This window comes from Parvibaculum sp. (genome assembly GCF_039973015.1).
Taxonomy (GTDB): domain Bacteria; phylum Pseudomonadota; class Alphaproteobacteria; order Parvibaculales; family Parvibaculaceae; genus Parvibaculum.
On sequence record NZ_JBDWLT010000012.1, the window covers coordinates 360,118 to 377,186 of the forward strand.

General features: G+C 62.8%; 16 protein-coding genes. 8 read left to right on the forward strand and 8 right to left on the reverse strand.

The genetic code is table 11. From position 1 onward, the window contains the following. Nucleotides 1-121 precede the first annotated feature (121 nt). The gene (locus ABJO61_RS16220; RefSeq protein WP_348329353.1) at nucleotides 122-2,119 is read right to left on the reverse strand and encodes a PhoX family phosphatase; all 1,998 of its coding nucleotides are present in this window, start codon (nucleotides 2,117-2,119) and stop codon (nucleotides 122-124) included. A gap of 156 nt (nucleotides 2,120-2,275) precedes the next feature. Here ABJO61_RS16220 and ABJO61_RS16225 point away from each other — a divergent pair, with 156 nt between their 5' ends. The 4 genes from ABJO61_RS16225 to ABJO61_RS16240 all read left to right on the forward strand — a co-directional run bounded on the left by ABJO61_RS16225 (nucleotide 2,276) and on the right by ABJO61_RS16240 (nucleotide 5,387). Beyond that, complete coding sequence (locus ABJO61_RS16225; protein ID WP_348329350.1) at nucleotides 2,276-2,806, forward strand: gamma carbonic anhydrase family protein; 531 nt, start codon at nucleotides 2,276-2,278, stop codon at nucleotides 2,804-2,806. Next, the gene (locus ABJO61_RS16230) at nucleotides 2,806-3,267 is read left to right on the forward strand and encodes a DUF192 domain-containing protein (protein WP_348329347.1); all 462 of its coding nucleotides are present in this window, start codon (nucleotides 2,806-2,808) and stop codon (nucleotides 3,265-3,267) included. Before ABJO61_RS16225 ends, ABJO61_RS16230 begins: the two co-directional genes overlap by 1 nt. 63 nt (nucleotides 3,268-3,330) lie before the next feature. After that, entirely contained in the window at nucleotides 3,331-4,155 is an 825-nt protein-coding gene (locus ABJO61_RS16235) for an enoyl-CoA hydratase-related protein (RefSeq protein ID WP_348329344.1), read from the forward strand. A 38-nt stretch (nucleotides 4,156-4,193) separates the two neighbouring features. Next, a complete protein-coding gene (locus ABJO61_RS16240) occupies nucleotides 4,194-5,387 on the forward strand; it encodes a hypothetical protein (protein WP_348329341.1) in 1,194 nt (397 codons plus the stop codon). Nucleotides 5,388-5,474: 87 nt separating this feature from the next. Here the strand turns inward: ABJO61_RS16240 and ABJO61_RS16245 are convergent, their stop codons facing one another. Then, complete coding sequence (locus tag ABJO61_RS16245) at nucleotides 5,475-5,906, reverse strand: peptidylprolyl isomerase (protein WP_348329338.1); 432 nt, start codon at nucleotides 5,904-5,906, stop codon at nucleotides 5,475-5,477. Between the two features lie 210 nt (nucleotides 5,907-6,116). Next, on the reverse strand, nucleotides 6,117-6,863 hold the full coding sequence (locus ABJO61_RS16250) for a hypothetical protein (RefSeq protein WP_348329335.1): 747 nt from the start codon (nucleotides 6,861-6,863) through the stop codon (nucleotides 6,117-6,119). Between the two features lie 187 nt (nucleotides 6,864-7,050). On the opposite strand from ABJO61_RS16250, the gene ABJO61_RS16255 reads away from it, so the two are divergent. Then, complete coding sequence (locus ABJO61_RS16255) at nucleotides 7,051-7,824, forward strand: enoyl-CoA hydratase-related protein (protein WP_348329332.1); 774 nt, start codon at nucleotides 7,051-7,053, stop codon at nucleotides 7,822-7,824. Nucleotides 7,825-7,923: 99 nt separating this feature from the next. Here the strand turns inward: ABJO61_RS16255 and ABJO61_RS16260 are convergent, their stop codons facing one another. From ABJO61_RS16260 to ABJO61_RS16270, 3 genes are all read right to left on the reverse strand, one after another. Beyond that, nucleotides 7,924-8,718, reverse strand: a complete 795-nt coding sequence (locus ABJO61_RS16260) for a transglutaminase-like cysteine peptidase (RefSeq protein ID WP_348329329.1) — start codon at nucleotides 8,716-8,718, stop codon at nucleotides 7,924-7,926. 318 nt (nucleotides 8,719-9,036) lie between these two features. Next, the gene (locus tag ABJO61_RS16265; RefSeq protein WP_348329326.1) at nucleotides 9,037-9,744 is read right to left on the reverse strand and encodes a crotonase/enoyl-CoA hydratase family protein; all 708 of its coding nucleotides are present in this window, start codon (nucleotides 9,742-9,744) and stop codon (nucleotides 9,037-9,039) included. A 99-nt stretch (nucleotides 9,745-9,843) separates the two neighbouring features. Continuing rightward, nucleotides 9,844-10,443, reverse strand: a complete 600-nt coding sequence (locus ABJO61_RS16270; protein ID WP_348329323.1) for a PilZ domain-containing protein — start codon at nucleotides 10,441-10,443, stop codon at nucleotides 9,844-9,846. A 343-nt stretch (nucleotides 10,444-10,786) separates the two neighbouring features. Here ABJO61_RS16270 and ABJO61_RS16275 point away from each other — a divergent pair, with 343 nt between their 5' ends. Further along, nucleotides 10,787-12,433, forward strand: a complete 1,647-nt coding sequence (locus ABJO61_RS16275) for a choline dehydrogenase (protein ID WP_348329320.1) — start codon at nucleotides 10,787-10,789, stop codon at nucleotides 12,431-12,433. A gap of 155 nt (nucleotides 12,434-12,588) precedes the next feature. On the opposite strand, the gene ABJO61_RS16280 is transcribed toward ABJO61_RS16275, so the two are convergent. Both ABJO61_RS16280 and ABJO61_RS16285 read right to left on the reverse strand, forming a co-directional pair. Further along, entirely contained in the window at nucleotides 12,589-13,863 is a 1,275-nt protein-coding gene (locus ABJO61_RS16280) for a serine hydrolase domain-containing protein (RefSeq protein WP_348329317.1), read from the reverse strand. Nucleotides 13,864-14,014: 151 nt separating this feature from the next. Further along, nucleotides 14,015-14,686, reverse strand: coding sequence for a PAS domain-containing protein (locus ABJO61_RS16285; RefSeq protein ID WP_348329314.1), 672 nt, complete (start codon nucleotides 14,684-14,686; stop codon nucleotides 14,015-14,017). Between the two features lie 522 nt (nucleotides 14,687-15,208). On the opposite strand from ABJO61_RS16285, the gene ABJO61_RS16290 reads away from it, so the two are divergent. Both ABJO61_RS16290 and ABJO61_RS16295 read left to right on the forward strand, forming a co-directional pair. Beyond that, on the forward strand, nucleotides 15,209-16,204 hold the full coding sequence (locus ABJO61_RS16290) for a hypothetical protein (protein WP_348329311.1): 996 nt from the start codon (nucleotides 15,209-15,211) through the stop codon (nucleotides 16,202-16,204). Between the two features lie 619 nt (nucleotides 16,205-16,823). Continuing rightward, on the forward strand, nucleotides 16,824-17,003 hold the full coding sequence (locus tag ABJO61_RS16295) for a hypothetical protein (RefSeq protein ID WP_348329308.1): 180 nt from the start codon (nucleotides 16,824-16,826) through the stop codon (nucleotides 17,001-17,003). The last annotated feature ends 66 nt before the right edge of the window (nucleotides 17,004-17,069 follow it).

Sequence of the window (17,069 nt, forward strand, 5' to 3'; positions counted from 1 at the left end):
CTTTTCGCATGGTGGCGGATGCGTTCGCGCCCGCCTTCACAATGCCGCGGGGGCAAGCTTGGGCTATCGCGCCGCACGGTGCAACCCGGGGCAAATACCGGGGGCGGAGTAATGAGGGAGCTCAACTGCCGACAGGACCGCCATTTTTTGCCGTGATGACGAGGACGGAGGGGCGCGGCGGGATTCCATCCGTGAAATCCGGCCAGCGCGTTGCCGGATCGGCGAAAGTGGAGGCGCGCTCGAAGCCCTTGAAGCTCCCGGTTCCATCGGCGCCGGGATGCTGCACGGCGAGGAAAAGTGTTTTCCCGTCCGGGGTGAAGCAGGGGCCGCAGACTTCCGCGCCAACGGGCGCGCGGAAGATGCGTCTTGCGAGGCCGCGCTTGCCGCCCTGCGTTGCGAGTGCATAAAGCCCGTCGGCGAAGCCGGTTGCCGTTTTCCAGTTGGAGCCCTGATCGGTCGCAACCCAGAGGCGGCCAGAGGGGTCGACGGCTATATTGTCCGGGCAGGCAAACCAGCCATCTTTGCCCGTCTCTTCGTTCCATTCGGCGCCGATGGAGGGGAAGAGGGGGTCTCCGCATTTCACGAGCAATGTCCAGGCGAAGGCTTCGGCCGCGTGGTCGCCGCCTTCTGGCGTGAGTTCCACGATCTGTCCCCAGAGGTTTGTCGCGCGCGGGTTCACGGCGTCCGTTTCTTCGCGCTCCTTCGAGTTCGTCAGGGCGACATAGACATGACCCGTCGCATCGTTCGGTGCTACGTCTTCCGGGCGGTCAAGCGGCGTTGCGCCGAGAATGTCGGCGGCGCGGCGCGTCTCGATCAGAACGTCCGCCTGCGACGCAAAGCCGTTCGTCTCGTCGAGGCCGTTCTTGCCGTGCACGAGCGGCATCCACTTGCCGCTGCCATCTTCCTCGAAACGCGCGACATAAAGAGTGCCGCTATCGAGCAATGAGCTGTTCGCCGCGCGGTCACCGGCGACCTTTTCCGCGCTCACGAATTTGTAGAGATATTCGAAGGCCTGATCGTCGCCCATATAGATGGCGAGGCGGCCATCCTTCGTCAGCGTGTTCTTGCAGCCCTCGTGTTTGAAGCGGCCGAGCGCGGTGCGCTTTACCGGCGTCGAATTGGGGTCGAGCGGATCGACTTCCGTTACCCAGCCATAGCGGTTTGCCTCGCGCGGTTCCTGCGAGAGATCGAAGCGCTTGTGATAATAACCCCAGGGATAGGAGCGGCTGCCGGGCACGCCCATGCGCTCATGGTTGGCCGTTTCCCGCAGGTCGCCGTTCTTGCCCATGAAATAGAAGTTGATGTTCTCTTCCGACATGAGCCATGTGTCCCAGGGCGTGATGCCGCCGGCGCAATTGTTGAAGGTGCCCATGACCACGGTGCCGGTCGGGTCTTCGTTCGTCTGCATGCGCTCATGGCCTGCGGCGGGGCCCGAAACCCGCATGGCGGTGGAGAGCGGGGTGATGCGGCGATTATATTCGCTGTCCTGCACCACCTGCCACTTGCCGTTTTCGCCGCGCGCGACCTCGATAATGGTGCCTCCATGCGCGGCCATCGATGTTTCCACCACGTCGCGCGTATAGAAGGCGGCGGTCTCTTCGCGCGTTGCGCCATCGGGGAGACCGGCTCGCATCAGGTCGTCATTCGTATATTCGTGATGGATGCAGAGAAGGCCGCGCTCGCTGGACTGCGATCCGGCAGGAAGAGGCACGAAGCCGATGAAGTCATTGTTATAGCCGAACTGGGCAAGCTGCCTGGCGGGGCTCTGGTTTGCCGGATCGAAGTCCGGTGCATTCTTCAGGACCGGATCGCCCCAGCGGATCAATATTTCGGCATCGTGATCGGCCGCGACGTGATGCGTTTCGTCGATGCCGCGTGGTACCTCCTCAAAGCCGAAGATTGCGTCCGGGCGCGCCTCCGGCGCGTCGTCGCAGGCGGCGAGAGAGAGGACGGTGGTGGAAGCACCCGCAAGCAGCGCGGCCTTGCCTGCGCCTTTCAGGAAATCGCGGCGGGCAATCCGGCGCTGCCACAGGCTTGCGAGAGAGGGCGCTGTTGTGCGTTCGGCCGGCTTTTCGTCCGCCGCTTCCAGTTCCTCGCCGAAGGATTTGCGTTTCGTCATGCCCTTGCCGCTCCCGTTTTTCGCCACCGTTCCAGCCTAGGCGGCGCTCTTGACGGTGCGATGACAGCCTGTTTCCGCCCTTCTCCGCAAGTCTCGTATCGGCGGGCCGCCCGTGCCATTATCCGGCAAAGACATTGAATTGAGGAGGAATGCCGGATGCCCGTCTATGCCCTTGGCGACAAAAAGCCGATTTTGCCCGGTGAAGGCGATTACTGGATCGCGCCCAATGCGGAAGTCATGGGCAATGTGAAGCTCGAAAAGAATGCGAGCGTCTGGTTCGGTGCGGTGCTGCGCGGCGATAACGAGCTCATCACCATCGGCGAAAACTCGAATGTGCAGGACGGCTCGGTGCTCCATACCGACCCGGGCTCGGCGCTCAATATCGGGCGGAATGTGACTATCGGGCACATGGTGATGCTGCATGGCTGCACCATCGGCGAGGGCAGCCTTGTCGGCATTGGCAGCATCATTCTCAACAATGCGAAGATCGGCAAGGGCTGCCTCATCGGCGCCAATACGCTGATCGCGGAGAACAAGGAAATCCCCGATTACTCGATGGTGCTGGGTTCGCCCGGCAAGATCATGCGCACGCTGGACAAGGAAACGGCGGAGGCGCTGGCCCTGTCCGCCGATCACTATGTGCAGAACTGGCAGCGCTATGCGCGCGAAATGAAGCGGCTCGACTGATGCGCCTCGCGCCGGTTGCGCTCGCGCTCCTTTTTGTTTTCAGCGCCTGCGCACAGGCGGACGAGAGCGAAGTCATCGTCGAGACGCGCGATGGTGTACGCCACGGCTTCACCGTCGAGCTGGCGCTGACGCCGGAAGAGCAAAGCCGGGGTCTCATGTACCGCACGGCGCTGGGGGAGGAGAGCGGCATGCTCTTCTTCTATCCGTCCTGCACGTCCGCGAGCTTCTGGATGATGAACACGCTCATTCCCCTCGACATGATCTTCATCGAGGCGGATGGCCGGATTGCCCGGATCGCGGAAATGACCGTGCCGGAAACACTGGACGTCCACGAATCCGGGGTGCCGGTGAACGGCGTCCTCGAAGTGAAGGGCGGGCTGGCGGAGCGCCTGGGTATCGAGGAGGGCGATTTCGTCCGCCATCCCTGGTTCGGCGAGGGCGGCGAGGCTACTTGCGGCTGAATTTTTCGGCTACAGTCCGGCCACCGGCATTATTCAAACGCTTTTTCTTTCAGGGAGGACGAGATGAGCCAGGCAAAGGCCGTTGAGGCGGAGCCGCAGGAAGTTCTTTACGAAGTTGCGGACCATATCGCGACGATCACGCTCAATGCGCCGGAGCGCATGAACACGATTTCGGCGACCATGCTGGACCAGCTGACCGTGCGCTTGAAGGAAGCCGATGCGGACCCGGATGTGCGCTGCGTGATCCTGACAGGCGCGGGCCGCGCCTTCTGCGCCGGTCTCGACCTTCGCGCGCAGACGCAAGGGGCGGGCCTTTCCATCGGTTCGAGCGGCGGTGTCACATCGACGAGCCTCGACCTCAAAAACACGCCGCCCACCGTGATGCAGGAAATGGAGACGCCGACGATCTGCGCGCTCAATGGCGGCGCCGCCGGCTACGGCATGGATACCGCGCTCGGTTGCGACATTCGCATCATGGGAAAGTCGGCGAAGCTCGCAGCCGCGTTCTGCAAGCGCGGTCTCGTGCCCGAATCGGGCGGGACGTGGTATCTGCCGCGTCTGATCGGCTGGTCGAAGGCGGCGGAGCTGATCTTCACGGGGCGTACGCTCAAAGCGGATGAAAGTGTCGCCTGGGGGCTCGCTTCCGAAGTGGTCGCCGACGAGGAACTGATGCCGCGTGCGCGCGCTGTCGCCGCCGAGATCGCAGGCAATGCGCCGCTCGCGGTTCGCGCCGCAAAGCGCATGATGCGCATGGGGCTCAACGAGCCCTTCCCGGAACATGTGCATCATGTCTATTTGCAGCTTCTGCCGCTGATGCGGACGGAAGACCTGAAAGAAGGCATGATGGCTTTCATGGAGAAGCGGCAGCCCGACTTCAAGGGCAGGTAACGCCTGCTCTCTCCGTGGGGCCGGAGAAAGCGACTGGAATGATGTGGGGGCTCGCTGCGCGATGCGCGGCATTCGAGATGAAGGAAGCAGTGCGGGCCTTGTCCGCGCTGCTTCTGTTCGTTCTGGTGGCGGGGTTTCCCCTTTCGCTGCGTGCGGCGCCCTTCAATGGCGGCTATGACGGCATTGGCGATGCGGCGGGCATGTCGCTCACGCTTTCGCAGATGGAAAAACGCGTCGTCGGCAGCATGGTCTTTTCCGGCGGTGCCACCTACACGCTCAATGGCGAGCGCGAGGCTGCCGCATCTGGAACCGCGCAGGGTGTGCTGTCCTTGCGGGGCGGCGAGACCGGCGCGTTCTTTCACATCGAGGAACGCCCGCTCGGAGTGCAACTGCTCTTCATCCCGGCGACGGCCAATGGCGAGCCGGACCTCGCGCAATCGAGCGAATATTCCTTTCTGAAACGCGGTGTGCGTCCAACCCTCACGGAAGATGCGCGTCCGCGCTACAGGCCCGCGCCCGGCGAGCCGGTGGACATTCTCGTTTTTCTCGATGGCTTTCGCGGCTGGTCGCCGGACGATACGGCACGGCTGTTCGCTGGTCTGCCCGAAACGCAACGTGCGCTGATCCTTCTCTACGATCATGCGACGGCGGAACTGATGTGGCGGCTTTGCGAAGCGGCGCCCGAGGAGGGAACGCTCGAAGACCGGCGGCTCGCCGATATGGAGGAGCGCCAGCAGCTTGGCTGCGAGCAATATCTGCCTCTCGTCGAAGCTGCAAAGGCGGGCGGCCTCTTTCCCGAGTTTCTTCGCCGCTCGCAGTTTCAGCTGGAATTGATCCGCGCGACGGTGCTTTGCGATCGCGGCGAGACGGGGGTTGCACGTTGCGCCGATGTAAGTGCGCTCGGCGCGCCGCTGATTTTGCGCTGGCGCCGGGCAGACGCGATCATGCGCGAGCTTGCCGGATCGTCCGCGGTGCCCGAAATGGTGGAAGAGGCAGGGCCGTCCGATGCGGTGCCTGTCATGAAGCCTGGCGAGGAGGCACAGGATTTCGGTGCCGCCGATGCGGTTGCGGAAGGGGCTCTGCCGGGCGCGTTGAACGCACCCGTTCCCTTGCTTCGTCCGGGAGGGGAGAAAGATATGGTTTCGGATTTCGAACCCGATGCTCCGCCACTGGCGGCGGAGGCGGAGGCGGAGGCGGTGAAGGATCACCGCCTGCCGCTTGCACGTCCCTAGCGGATCATGACTGGCGGGAACCGCTTTGCGCTTCCCGTCCGGCCGTGAAAATCTGCCCGCCGCTTGCCTGCCTGAAAGCAGTCTGGATCAGGCGGCGATCTCGACGAGCTGAATTTCGAAGGTCAGGTCTTCGCCTGCCAACGGGTGGTTCGCATCGAGGCGAACGGCCTGCTCGTTCACTTCCGTCACCACGAGGCTGATCTCGCGGCCGTCCTGGCCGGTCGCGGTCAGGCGCATGCCCGGCTGCGGCTCAAGTTCCGGCGGGAGTTCGGTGCGGGGCACTTCCTGCACGAGGCGCGGATCGTGCTCGCCATAGGCTTCCCCGGAGGCCACCGTGAAGCTCTTGCTGTCGCCAGGCTCCATGCCGACCACGGCGGTTTCGAAACCGGAAATCACCATCTGGCTGCCGATCGCAAATTCGATCGGGTCACCCTGCTGGCTGGTGTCGAAAACGGTGCCGTCGTTCAGCTTGCCGGTGTAGTGAACCTTCACCCGGTCGCCGTTCTGTGCTGCTGCCATTTGCCTTGCCTTTCTGCGTGGCGGCGACTGCCCCGGAGGGCGAACGCCACGCTTTTTCATAAAGATCAGCCGATAAACACCGACCGGTAAAAAATAAGGGCCTTCAGGTGTTTCACCTGAAAGCCCTCAAATCATCAGCAGGAAAAAGCCTAACACCTGAAGGTGGGGATCGCCACCCGAGGCAGTGAATTAATCGCGGGAAGCCGCGCTTCAGTAGGTTCTGCGCCAGACTCGGCGGATCTTTGCGTCGACTTCCGGGCCCATGGAACTCCATGCCGTGCGGTCGCGCGTCGTGTCGGCGATAAACATGGTGTCGGTGCGGCCGATATGGGTGCCCAGATCGTTGAGAAGACCGGCGGCTGTCGCATCGGTATTCACGCACCACACGTTCGGCGCAAGCTTGTAGGCGGGTCCGAGCGACATGATCGCCTGTTCGAGCGGGCCGGCAAAGCGCGCCTTGATATCCATGACGATGATGAAATTCGCGGTGTCCGGCTGGCGGCGGCGGTCGACCTGGCCCTTGCCGGAGCCATAGACCGAACGATCCCCGGCCTTATCCGGCTGGAGCTTGCGTGCCGGTTCGGCGGCAACGGTTTCCTCGGCCTCGTAGACCTCGGGCGCGGCAAGTTCCGCTTCGGTATGAGATTCTTCGCTGGCTTCTTCCGCCGGTTCTGCGGGCTGTTCGGCTTGCGATGTCTCTTCTTCCTGCACCGGCGCGCCGAAGAGGGCGGCGATGGCGGGAATGTCGATTGCGTGCTGCCACATGCTCGCGCCTGCGGGCGTGCCTTCGGGTGCAAGCAGGCTGTGCTCGGCAACGCGGCCTTCCGCGACGTAAGTCTTCACCGCCTCCAGGCTGTAAGGCCCGTAGACCCGGTCGCCATATTTCAGCACCCATCGGTGCGAGGGGATCGCGGTCTCATCGGGGGATGTCTCGGATCGTTCGTTTGCTTGCGCCATGGCTCTACGTTCGACATGAGAAACCGCGTGAAGCGGCCAACTGGTACGTATCTCGTTACATTTTTAAATGGTTTTGGTTACCGCAACGTCAACATCCGGCGGCTTGCGGAGCCCGAAACGAGCGGGCAAAGTCTCGCCCTCATTAACAGAATACGCGGATATTAACGCGGATTAACGGGGAACGCCGATGACTGAATTCTGCAAGACCGAACGCGACGGGCATATCCTCGTCGTCACCATCAACCGGCCGGAGCGCATGAATGCGCTGCATCCGCCGTCGAATTTCGAGCTTGAGAAGGTTTTCAACGATTTCGCCGCAGATGACGATCTGTGGGTCGCGATCATTACGGGCGAGGGCGAGCGCGCTTTCAGCGCGGGTAACGACCTGCGCTTCCAGGCAGAAGGCGGGAAGATGGAAGTTCCGGCGACGGGTTTTGCCGGCCTCACCGCGCGCTACGACCTCAACAAGCCCGTGATCGCGGCGGTGAACGGCGTGGCAATGGGCGGCGGTTTCGAAATCGCGCTGGCCTGCGACATCATCATCGCCTCCGAAAATGCGGTGTTCGCGCTGCCCGAGCCGAAGGTCGGCCTTGCCGCGCTTGCGGGCGGTCTGCACCGTCTGCCCCGCCAGATCGGCACCAAGCAGGCGATGGGCATGATCCTGACCGGCCGTCAGGTGCCCGCGAAAGAGGGCAAGGAACTTGGCTTCGTGAATGAAGTCGTGCCGGCGGGCGAGCTTCTGGCCGCGGCAAAGCGCTGGGCGGGGCTCATTGCGGAATGCTCGCCGATGTCGATCCGTGCGTCGAAGGAATCCGTCTATCAGGGCCTCGACGAGGCGATTCTGAAGAAGGCGGTCGAAGGCAAGTACCCGGCGGTCGCTGCGCTCTTCAAGAGCGAGGATCTGATCGAAGGACCGCTTGCTTTCGCCGAAAAGCGCAAGCCGGTGTGGAAAGGCAAATAAGCTTCCGCCCAAAAAAGAACCGGCCCTGCCGCGGGGGGAGCGGCAGGACCGGCCTCGACAGGACCGGATCCAACGGGGGGCGGGGATCCGGCCGGCAGGTCAGTTGATCGCGGCCGTGGGTTTGTTGTCCCGGGGGCTGCGGCTCGCGGTCTGACCATTCTCGATGGACGGGCGCAGGTCCGCCTTGTCATTCTTCTTTCCGATAGCGGCGAGGAAGGGCACCGGTGCGCCCAGCGGCGGCACGTCGATGGATGCCGTGCGCATCGTCCGGCTGTCGAGATTGACCCAGATAAAAGGCCGCTCGCGGGACTGGCGCTTGATCCATTGATAGGGTGCATCCTGCCAGGCGACGACTTCCCAGTTCTTGTTGTCGAGCACGAACTCGCCGCGGTCGGTCTTCACGAGAAGGACCGCGTGTCCGTCGCCGTTCCATTCGCGCACCACGGTGATGAGCAGGTTCTCCGCCGCCCAGCCGCGTTCGATCAGAAGCTTTTGCTTCATCAGCGCGAAGTCCTCGCAATCGCCGCCGCGAGCATCGGGATAGGCCCACCATTCTTCGCGGTCATAGAGCGCGGCGTCCGACACTTGCGGAACCGAGGCGTTGACGTATTCATTGACCCTGTTGAGTTCGGACCACTTCTCCGGCGACATCACGATGTCGCGCGGCGCGTCCGTGCCGCCTTCGCATTCCTGGGGATTGCGGACGCAGAAGCCGACATAGCCGAAGGGCGGCGCAACCTGCTGTCCCGTTTCCATCGACGCTGCAACCCAATGCACGCGGGCATTGTTGTCAAAAAAAGAGCTGTCGATGCTGCCCACGTAGTCGGAAGACTGGCATCCTGCCAGGCCCGCCGCCAATCCCGCCCAAATGACGAATTTCTTCCGCCAACTCATGATCAAGCCCACCCATTTGTCACTAACTTGAGTGCACTTTGACAGGCGGGGATTGGTGCCAGTTTAAGCGTGTGAGCCAGATTTGATCCTAATACGGATCAAACTCGACCGAGATTTGCCTAAAATTCGAAGTGATTTCGTTTGATTAAAATTGCAAATACTCACTCACACGAAAAATCTCAGTTGGATCAATGCTTAGAGCCGCTCTCGTGTGCGCGTGCTAACCATGAGGGCGCGCGCCGCCCTGCTGCCGTGACGCAATTCGGGACTCCGAAAATTCTTCGGGAAAAAATGTCGCAGCAGCACGGGCGGCGGTTTTCAGCCGTTATTTGCGCCGTCGAAAGTGCCGGAATCGATCTCCAGCGTGTCCCTGACATGCCTGATCGTTAAGGCGCGTTCCTTGCGCTTCGTGTTTGCAAAGGCGGGTTGCTGCAGGGCAGCGAGTTCAGTTGCGCGGGCCTTTGCCGCTTCCATCAGCGTGGCGGCGGGCACGGCGGCGTCGAGATAGCCGACGGCGACCGCCTCGGCAGGGCTATATGTCTTCGCCTGGGTGACGGCTTCGGTGAAGCGGTTGCGGGCGAGGCGGTCACGGGCGAGTTCGATGCCGAAAATCGGCATGGTCATGCCGATTGCGACCTCCGGCAGGCCGATCTTGAACTTGCCCTCCGCGCCGATCCGCGCGTCGGCGGAAAGCAGCAGCAGGCCGCCTGCCGCGAGCGCGTGGCCCGTGCAGGCCATGACGACCGGGAGCTTGTATTCATAGAGGCGCAGGAGGAGTTCAGCGCCTGAGCTGACGAGCTGGCGGACATTTTCCGGGCCCGAGGCCATCACTTCGAGGTCGAAACCGGCACAGAAGCGGTTTTCCCGGCCGGTAATGAGGACGGCTTTCGCTTCCTTTTCCGCCCGGTCGAGCGCGGCGTTCAACTCGCCGATCATGGCGTTGCCAAGTGCATTGGCGCGGCCATCATCCATGCTGAGGATGGCGATATCGTTTTCGATGCTGGTGGAGAGAATGGTCCCGGACAAGCTGGCCCCCTGTTATTGCCGTCTTCGCGGCGGTTGCGGGCAGCAGTCTAGAGGGATGGGCGAACCGGGCAACAGGTCCCGGCCGCACCGGCTATTGCATCAGCCGAAGGGGCGGGAAAAGGCCGTGGCGCGTTCGGGCACCTCGGTGAACTGGATGCCGATGCCTTCTTCGGTGTGGCGAACCACGCGGCCGGTCATGCGGCCGATGGAAACATCGGTGCCGACGGGCGGGCGGTTTTCGACGGCCACCTGGGCGCCGCCGAGCGACATGTCGATGATGCGGCAAGGCATGGTCTGACCATCGGCGAGGGTCAGAACGGAGCTTTCCTCCAGGCCTGCTTCGCCGGGCGCATAACGCGCAAAGGCGCGGCGGGCCGAAACCTCGATCTTTTCGCCGCGGGCGAGGGCTTCGAGCCGCTGGCGCAGCCGTTCGCGGCGCGGGCCGCTGATCGCCGTCTCGATAGCGAAGCCGCCATCGAAACTGCGCACGACATCGCCCTCGAAACGGCCGAACTCGTCGAGATAGACGATGATATGGGCGCCGATATCGAGCGGGACCTCGGAGCTGATCGCGATGCCGCCGAGCGACATGTCGCGGATCGAGCAGGGGTGTTCGGACCCGTCGGGCGCGAGAAAGCGCCCTTTCTCTTCAAAGGCGACGCGCTCATGGCGGCGGCGTTCGTCGTGTTCGGGTTGCATTTTATGCATTGCCTGTCAGTAGACGCGCACGGGGCGCCGAAATTTCACCGCCAGAATAAGCGTGACACAGTTAATGAATTTTTACCGTCACAGTCCTCATGCGCTGTTTCGAGACCGATATGGAGAGAAACTTCGCGCTTTACTGTCCAAAATTGACGCTTGCGTCAGCTTCGGCAATTCCCGACAATCGCGCCACATTCCGACCAAACAGGGAAATGGGCCAGGAAACGGCTGGAATCAGCCAGGAACGGGTGCCGTCTGTCACTATAAGCCGCGCAGGAAGCGGGTTTTCCGCGCAGGCGAGACCGGGCGGCCATACAACAAAGAACCGGAAACAAAGCTTATGAGCGAGTTCGACTACATCATCATCGGTGCCGGCAGTGCTGGCTGCGTATTGGCTAACCGTTTGTCGGAGAACCCGTCGAACAAGGTTCTGCTGCTGGAAGCGGGTTCGAAGGATTCGAACTTCATGATTCACATGCCGGCGGGCGTGGGCAAGCTGATCGGCACGGATCTCGCCAACTGGTGCTACGACACGGAAGGGCAGCCCTTCCTCAACAACCGCAAGCTCTACTGGCCGCGCGGCAAGGTGCTTGGCGGATCCTCCTCGATCAACGGCATGATCTATATCCGCGGCCATGCGCGCGACTATGACATGTGGCGCCAGCTCGGCCTCGAAGGCTGGGGCTTTGCGGATGTGCTGCCCTATTTCCGCCGCTCGGAAGGCAACGAGAACGGCGACAGCGCCTTTCATGGCGGCGAAGGCCCCCTCGGCGTCAGCAATTCGCGCAAGACGAACGTGCTTTTCGAGTCTTTCGTGGAGGCGGGAAAGCAGGCCGGCCACCCCTATACCGAGGATTTCAACGGTCCGCAGCAGGAAGGCGTCGGCCCTTACCAGCTCACCATCAAGAACGGCCAGCGCTGCAGCGCGGCCAAGGGCTATCTCGTTCCGGCGCTGAACCGTCCGAACCTGACCATCGAGGTCGAAGCACTCACCTCGCGTATTCTCTTCGAGGGCAAGCGGGCCATCGGCGTCGAATACACGCAGAAGGGCGAAACCAAGACCGCACGCGCGGGCAAGGAAGTGCTTCTGTCGGGCGGCGCCGTCAACTCGCCGCAGGTGCTGCTGCTGTCGGGCATCGGCAAGGGCGAGTACCTCAAGAAGTTCGGTATCGACGTGGTGGCGGATCTGCCGGGCGTCGGCCAGAACCTGCAGGACCATCTCGATTGCACCGTCATCAATGAATGCACGCAGCCGGTCACGCTGCACAGCACGGTCGCGAACCCGCTGAAGCAGCTCATGACGGGCATGCAGTACACCTTCTTCAAGACGGGCCTTGCAACATCGAACGGTCTTGAGGCGGGCGCCTTTCTGAAGACGCGCCCCGAACTTGAAATGCCCGACCTCCAGCTTCACTTCGTGGCCGCGATGATGCGCGACCATGCGCGTACAAAGTCGGACCGGCATGGCTTCACGGTTCATGTCTGCCAGCTTCGTCCCGAGAGCCGCGGCTATATCGCGCTCAAGTCGACGAACCCGACCGACCATGCGCTCATCCAGCCGAACTATCTCGAAGCGGAATATGACCGCGTCGTGATGCGCGAAGGCGTGAAGATCGTGCGCAACATCGTCGCGCAGCGCGCGATGGACGCCTATCGCGGGCCCGAGTTCTGGCCCGGCGCGGGCGTACAGAGCGATGATGAGATCGACGCCTGGATCCGGGAAACGGCGGAAACGATCTATCATCCGATCGGCACGGCCAAGATGGGCACGGACCCGATGGCGGTCGTCGATGCGAAGTGCCGTGTCCACGGGCTTCAGGGCCTGCGCGTCATCGACGCCTCGGTCATGCCGACGCTTGTGGGCGGCAACACCAATGCGCCGACGATCATGATCGCCGAAAAGATTTCGGACGATATTCTCGGCAAGGCGCCGCTGCCCGCCGAAAACGTCACCATTGCGGAAGACAGGGTCGGCAACGCCGCCTGATCCCCGCGCGAGGGACAAAACAAAAGCCGGTGTCTTGCGACACCGGCTTTTTTGTCGGCGACAATGCGGCCGTGATCATTTTCGTCGATGTGCTGCTCGCGGGCACGACGCTCGGACTGGTGGACGCGTAAGCGCCATCCCCGGCATTCGCTGCATCAGGCCGAAGGAGCGCGCCGCCGCCCGGAGCGCCCGATCAGGATCGCACAAGCCACGATGACAAGTGCGCCGGCGGCGAACACGATCAGGATATTGCTCAGGTCGAACAAGACGATTGTATCGAGGCCAACGGTTCCCGTTTGCCAGTACAACCACTCGCCGCCGATCTCCCTTGCAAGCGTGGTGCTGCCGGTCGAAAGCACGATGATGCCATTACCCGTCGCCGGGTCGATGCGGGCGGTGGTGTTGATGGCCGGGTAGTTGCTGCCGTCGTGACCGATGACGAAGCCGCCGGCGCTGTTCGGCGCGTAAAGGGTCGGCCCCAGGCCCCAGACGGGCAGTCCGTAAAGACCCGCTTCTGGCGCCTGCATCGCTTCGAGCGTTGCGCGGCTCAGCACGCCGCGTCCGGATGGAGCATCGGGTCCACCGGTCTGAGCTTTCAGAAAGCGCGTCAGGTCGGCGGCGGAGGTATAGAGCGAAGCGGCCCCGGTGGCGGTAAACCTGTAATGGACCGCCGGAGACCCGTCCGCGGCGTAGAAATCCACGAGACGACCGGGATCCGGATCGACGAAGGTCGATGCGGTCATCCCGAGCGGTTCAAACACCGCGCGGCGCATATAGTCGTTGAAGGACTCATGCGTCACTTCCTCGATGAGCAGCTGCAGGATGAGGTAACCGCCGCCCGAATAGCGCCATGTGGAGCCCGGGCGTGCACCGACATGCACGACTCCGTTTTGGCCGGGCAGGACGTCCGACGTATGGCTCAGTTCCTGCTCGATCGTGGGCAACTCTTCGCCGGGGCCAAAGCCCAGAAAACCCAGATCGTCTGTCAGGCCTGAGGTATGGCTGAGCAATCTGCGTATCGTGACCTCGTCATTGCTGAATTCGCTCGGTGGCAACTGCCAGCGCGTGAGGTAATGCTGCACCGGCGCATCAAGATCGATCCGGCCCTGCTCGACGAGCGTCATCACGCCCCAGGCGGTGAGCCATTTGCTCAGCGAGGCGACCTGGAAGAGCGAATGGACGTCGACGCTGCGTCCATGCGAGTTGAAGGATGTTCCTGCGACGCGGCCATGGTCCAGCAAAACGATCGCGATATTGCCTTTCGACTCCGCCGTGTAGCGGCTCTCCGCCCAACGGATAAAGCCCTCCGTGTCGCCAGTCGCTGCGGGCATGGCACGTCCCCAGCCTTCACGCGCGCCGGCGCCGACAAGCACCGACCAGGCGGCAAGCGCTGCGATCGCGGCAAGGACAATGACAACTGTTCGGTTCATTCGCGCTCTCCCCTCCACGCGGCCATGACATCGGCTATAGATGATGGGGATGTCCGGCGCCTGTCAAATGGCATGCAAAGGCCGGTGGACTGGACATGCATTTTGAATCACGAACTCAATTCAACGGGAATCCCGTTTGTGGGCAGGAAGCCTAGCCGCGATCTTCCCTGGCGGCGGGTGTCGTCTTCACGAGGCGGAGATAGGAACGCTCGCTGCGGAGCGGCGGCTTGCGGCTCGCATGGCTCGCAATGCTGGCAACCGCCACCGGGGGCCTTTCCGCGAGAATGCGGCGCGCAATGACTTCCGCCGGGCGGGGCGCCTTCGGCATCCGTTCCGGGTCAAGGCGGCGCAGCCGGTCGATCCACTGGCGCGCGAGCAGGCGGTCGCCGATCCAGGCGAACTGGTCGATGGGCACCGCCGCGCCGAGCACGCGGGTCATCGACCCGTCTTCATGGGCAAGCGGCAGCAGGATCATCTCGAAGGTGACTTCGCGGCCGTCATTCGTCGCTGCCGTATATTCCACGACCGAGACGGTCGCATTGGCGGCGACGTCGTCGAGCGCCTCTTTCAGGTTTTCGGCGCAGTCGTCGGACCACATGGAAAGCATGTTGTGGCCGCGAAACTCCATCCCATAGGTGCTGCAAAGCCCTGTGCCCGCGAGGCGGAAGCGATAGGTGTCGCGGTCCTTGCGTTCCAGAATGAACACATAAGGCAGGATGCGGCGGATATCGCCCGGCTCGATCTCGCCACGGCGCGGCGCGGGGCGCCCGGCGCGGATCGCATTCCAGTAATCGAACAGCGCCTGATTGTTCTTGTGCTTCATAGCCATCATCCCCTGCCGCGCTTGTCGCCTGGCAGGGGAATGCCCCCAATGCAGCCCCAGGCGGAAATCCTAACTCATTCCCGGTCGGCCGTCCCGTTTCGGGTCAGCTTTCCGTCTTTTTGTCCCCGGTCCGCCCGCCGTTTTGATCTGATACGGGTTGATCTGGTACGGGCCGCCGGCGCGCCGGGCGGGGACGAAAGGCAGGGAGCAGAAAGCGTGCCATCCGTTAATGAAACAGACGCGCAGCTGCGCGCCTCGCGCGGGCGGGTGGAATTTCCCAGAAAGTTCAATGGTTTGCGCGGCACGGGGCCTGCAAGGGAGGGCTCAAGAGGTTAACGGGCCTGGCCGCGCGCCCTGTGCCGCCCGTCCCACGGTGAGGCGCTGGCCCCGATGCCCGCCCGTTTCCGGCGGCTTCCCCCTTGCGGCATGGCTTTCGCATCGTCAGGGCCGAGAGCCCGAAAGGGTCCGAAAAAGACGCAGGCCAACGTGTCCATATGGACCGGGAGTGTCAGGATGAAGCAGATGAGTATTTCTTTCGCCGGCAGCAGGCTGGCTTTCACGGCGGCAGCCTTCGGCGCCGCAGTCTTCCTTTATGCGATGGGCGGGGCCGATCCGGCCTCGGCTTGCGGCGGCGGTTGCACACCTCCGCCCCCGGCCAATGATTGCGGCTGCGATGGCGGCGGCGGCGGCGGCAAGGGCCACGGCGGCGGCAAGAACTACAACAAGAACTACAATTTCAATTACAACAAGAACATTAACTACAACAAGAACATCAACAACAACAAGAACATCAACAACAATACCAACGTCAATAACAACACGAACAACAACACCAATAACAATACGAACAACAACTACAACGAGAACAACGTCCACGTGAACGTCAACGTGAACGCCAACTCTTCGTCGTCGTCGACGGCCACGGCTTCCGCCATCGCCAATGCGAATGCGGCCGCGGACAGCGCGTCCTCCGCGCTCGACCGCACGAGCTCCGTTGCCATCGGCAATGGCAGCGGCGGCGGTTATGGCGGCGGCGGCTCGAGCTATTATGTCTCCGCGCCGCAGGCCGCCCCGATGGGTGCGCTCAACGTGGTGGTGCGCACGGCGAATGTCGTGAAGCCGGTCAAGGCGATCTGCGTCAGCGCCAAGGGTCTCGAAGAGGCCGCGCGCATGAGCACGAATGTGAGCGAGGTCGGGCCGGAAGACGATGTGGAACTGTTCCATTGCGTCGCGGGCGACATGCTCGTCGCCACGATCGGCCGCATGACGGGCAAGGGCGGCAATGCGCAGCCGGATTATCTCGGCGGCTATGTCATCGAGTGCCATGCCGGCGAGGCGCTGCGCCACGGCTCGAACGGTATGCTCGCCTGTGTGCCGCAGCAGAAGGACTACGGCTACTCCCAGGTGCCTGCCGCCACGCGGCTGGCCTATGCGGAAGTTCTCATCCGCAAGAATGAAAAGGGCGAGGAAGTTTCCGCGACGGGCGGCGGCTTCTTCTCCGGCGGCGTCGGTTATTAATTCCGATACACGGGCCGGCGATACGTGACTTCTTCATCCCGCGTGTCGCTGTTCGGGGGCCCGAACCGTTTTCCAGGACCGCTCTTCAAGGGCCGGTTCGGAAAACGGTTCACCTATAAGGAGACGGGGAGAGCGAAAGCTCTCCCCGTTTTCGTTTGTGCGCGATGCGATGATGTATTGGGGCTGCGAGGCCTGCAACAAATCGTCATTGCGAGAAGCGCGCTCGCGCGACGAAGCAATCCAGGGCCGCGAGCAGGGAGCTTGCCGCTCCTGGATTGCTTCGCTTCTTGCAGTCGCTCGCAATGACGAGATTGGAAGCGGCGGACCTAACTCGGCGATCCCTCTACCCGACCGCCGTGCAAAAATAAGTCGTGGGGCAGGGCGCGCCGTTCGGCATCAGAGCGTAGTTCAGAATGTCGCCGGCGCGCGTCCAGCCGCCGCGCTCCCGCGCATCGCGGAATGTCAAACCACCGGCGTCATTCCGGCGCCCGCCAAAACCACAGGTGTCATCCCGGGATTCATTCCCGGGACCCATTGGCTTTTGTTCTTGCGGATGCCTCGGTTGGACTCCGGCGATCCAGCCTTCGCCGGAACAGGGCCGGAACAGGAAAGTGCCGGATTGACTATGGCGGCTGTGGTGAAGCCCCGCTCGCCCCGCGCGGCGCTCGCCGCCACCTTCCGCCAGAAGGTTTCTGCCTTCTCCCGCGTCATCGGCGCCATGAAGCTCACCGACGCCCCGCCCTCCACGCAGTCGACCAACACGTCGCAGAGCCCGGCAATCTCGCGCTCCGTAGGCTGATCGATGCGGCGGATGGTGGTTGGTGGTGGGTATGTTCTCTCGGTATAAGGAATGCTGATAAAAGTA

Excerpts from the sequence above, each read along its gene's own strand:
- ABJO61_RS16230 (WP_348329347.1), top strand. The coding sequence starts at position 2,806 with ATGCGCCTCGCGCCGGTTGCGCTCGCGCTCCTTTTTGTTTTCAGCGCC.
- ABJO61_RS16220 (WP_348329353.1), bottom strand. The coding sequence starts at position 2,119 with ATGACGAAACGCAAATCCTTCGGCGAGGAACTGGAAGCGGCGGACGAA.
- ABJO61_RS16255 (WP_348329332.1), top strand. The coding sequence starts at position 7,051 with ATGACTGAATTCTGCAAGACCGAACGCGACGGGCATATCCTCGTCGTC.
- ABJO61_RS16250 (WP_348329335.1), bottom strand. The coding sequence starts at position 6,863 with ATGGCGCAAGCAAACGAACGATCCGAGACATCCCCCGATGAGACCGCG.
- ABJO61_RS16285 (WP_348329314.1), bottom strand. The coding sequence starts at position 14,686 with ATGAAGCACAAGAACAATCAGGCGCTGTTCGATTACTGGAATGCGATC.
- ABJO61_RS16235 (WP_348329344.1), top strand. The coding sequence starts at position 3,331 with ATGAGCCAGGCAAAGGCCGTTGAGGCGGAGCCGCAGGAAGTTCTTTAC.
- ABJO61_RS16280 (WP_348329317.1), bottom strand. The coding sequence starts at position 13,863 with ATGAACCGAACAGTTGTCATTGTCCTTGCCGCGATCGCAGCGCTTGCC.
- ABJO61_RS16245 (WP_348329338.1), bottom strand. The coding sequence starts at position 5,906 with ATGGCAGCAGCACAGAACGGCGACCGGGTGAAGGTTCACTACACCGGC.
- ABJO61_RS16225 (WP_348329350.1), top strand. The coding sequence starts at position 2,276 with ATGCCCGTCTATGCCCTTGGCGACAAAAAGCCGATTTTGCCCGGTGAA.
- ABJO61_RS16240 (WP_348329341.1), top strand. The coding sequence starts at position 4,194 with ATGATGTGGGGGCTCGCTGCGCGATGCGCGGCATTCGAGATGAAGGAA.
- ABJO61_RS16270 (WP_348329323.1), bottom strand. The coding sequence starts at position 10,443 with ATGCAACCCGAACACGACGAACGCCGCCGCCATGAGCGCGTCGCCTTT.
- ABJO61_RS16290 (WP_348329311.1), top strand. The coding sequence starts at position 15,209 with ATGAGTATTTCTTTCGCCGGCAGCAGGCTGGCTTTCACGGCGGCAGCC.
- ABJO61_RS16260 (WP_348329329.1), bottom strand. The coding sequence starts at position 8,718 with ATGAGTTGGCGGAAGAAATTCGTCATTTGGGCGGGATTGGCGGCGGGC.
- ABJO61_RS16275 (WP_348329320.1), top strand. The coding sequence starts at position 10,787 with ATGAGCGAGTTCGACTACATCATCATCGGTGCCGGCAGTGCTGGCTGC.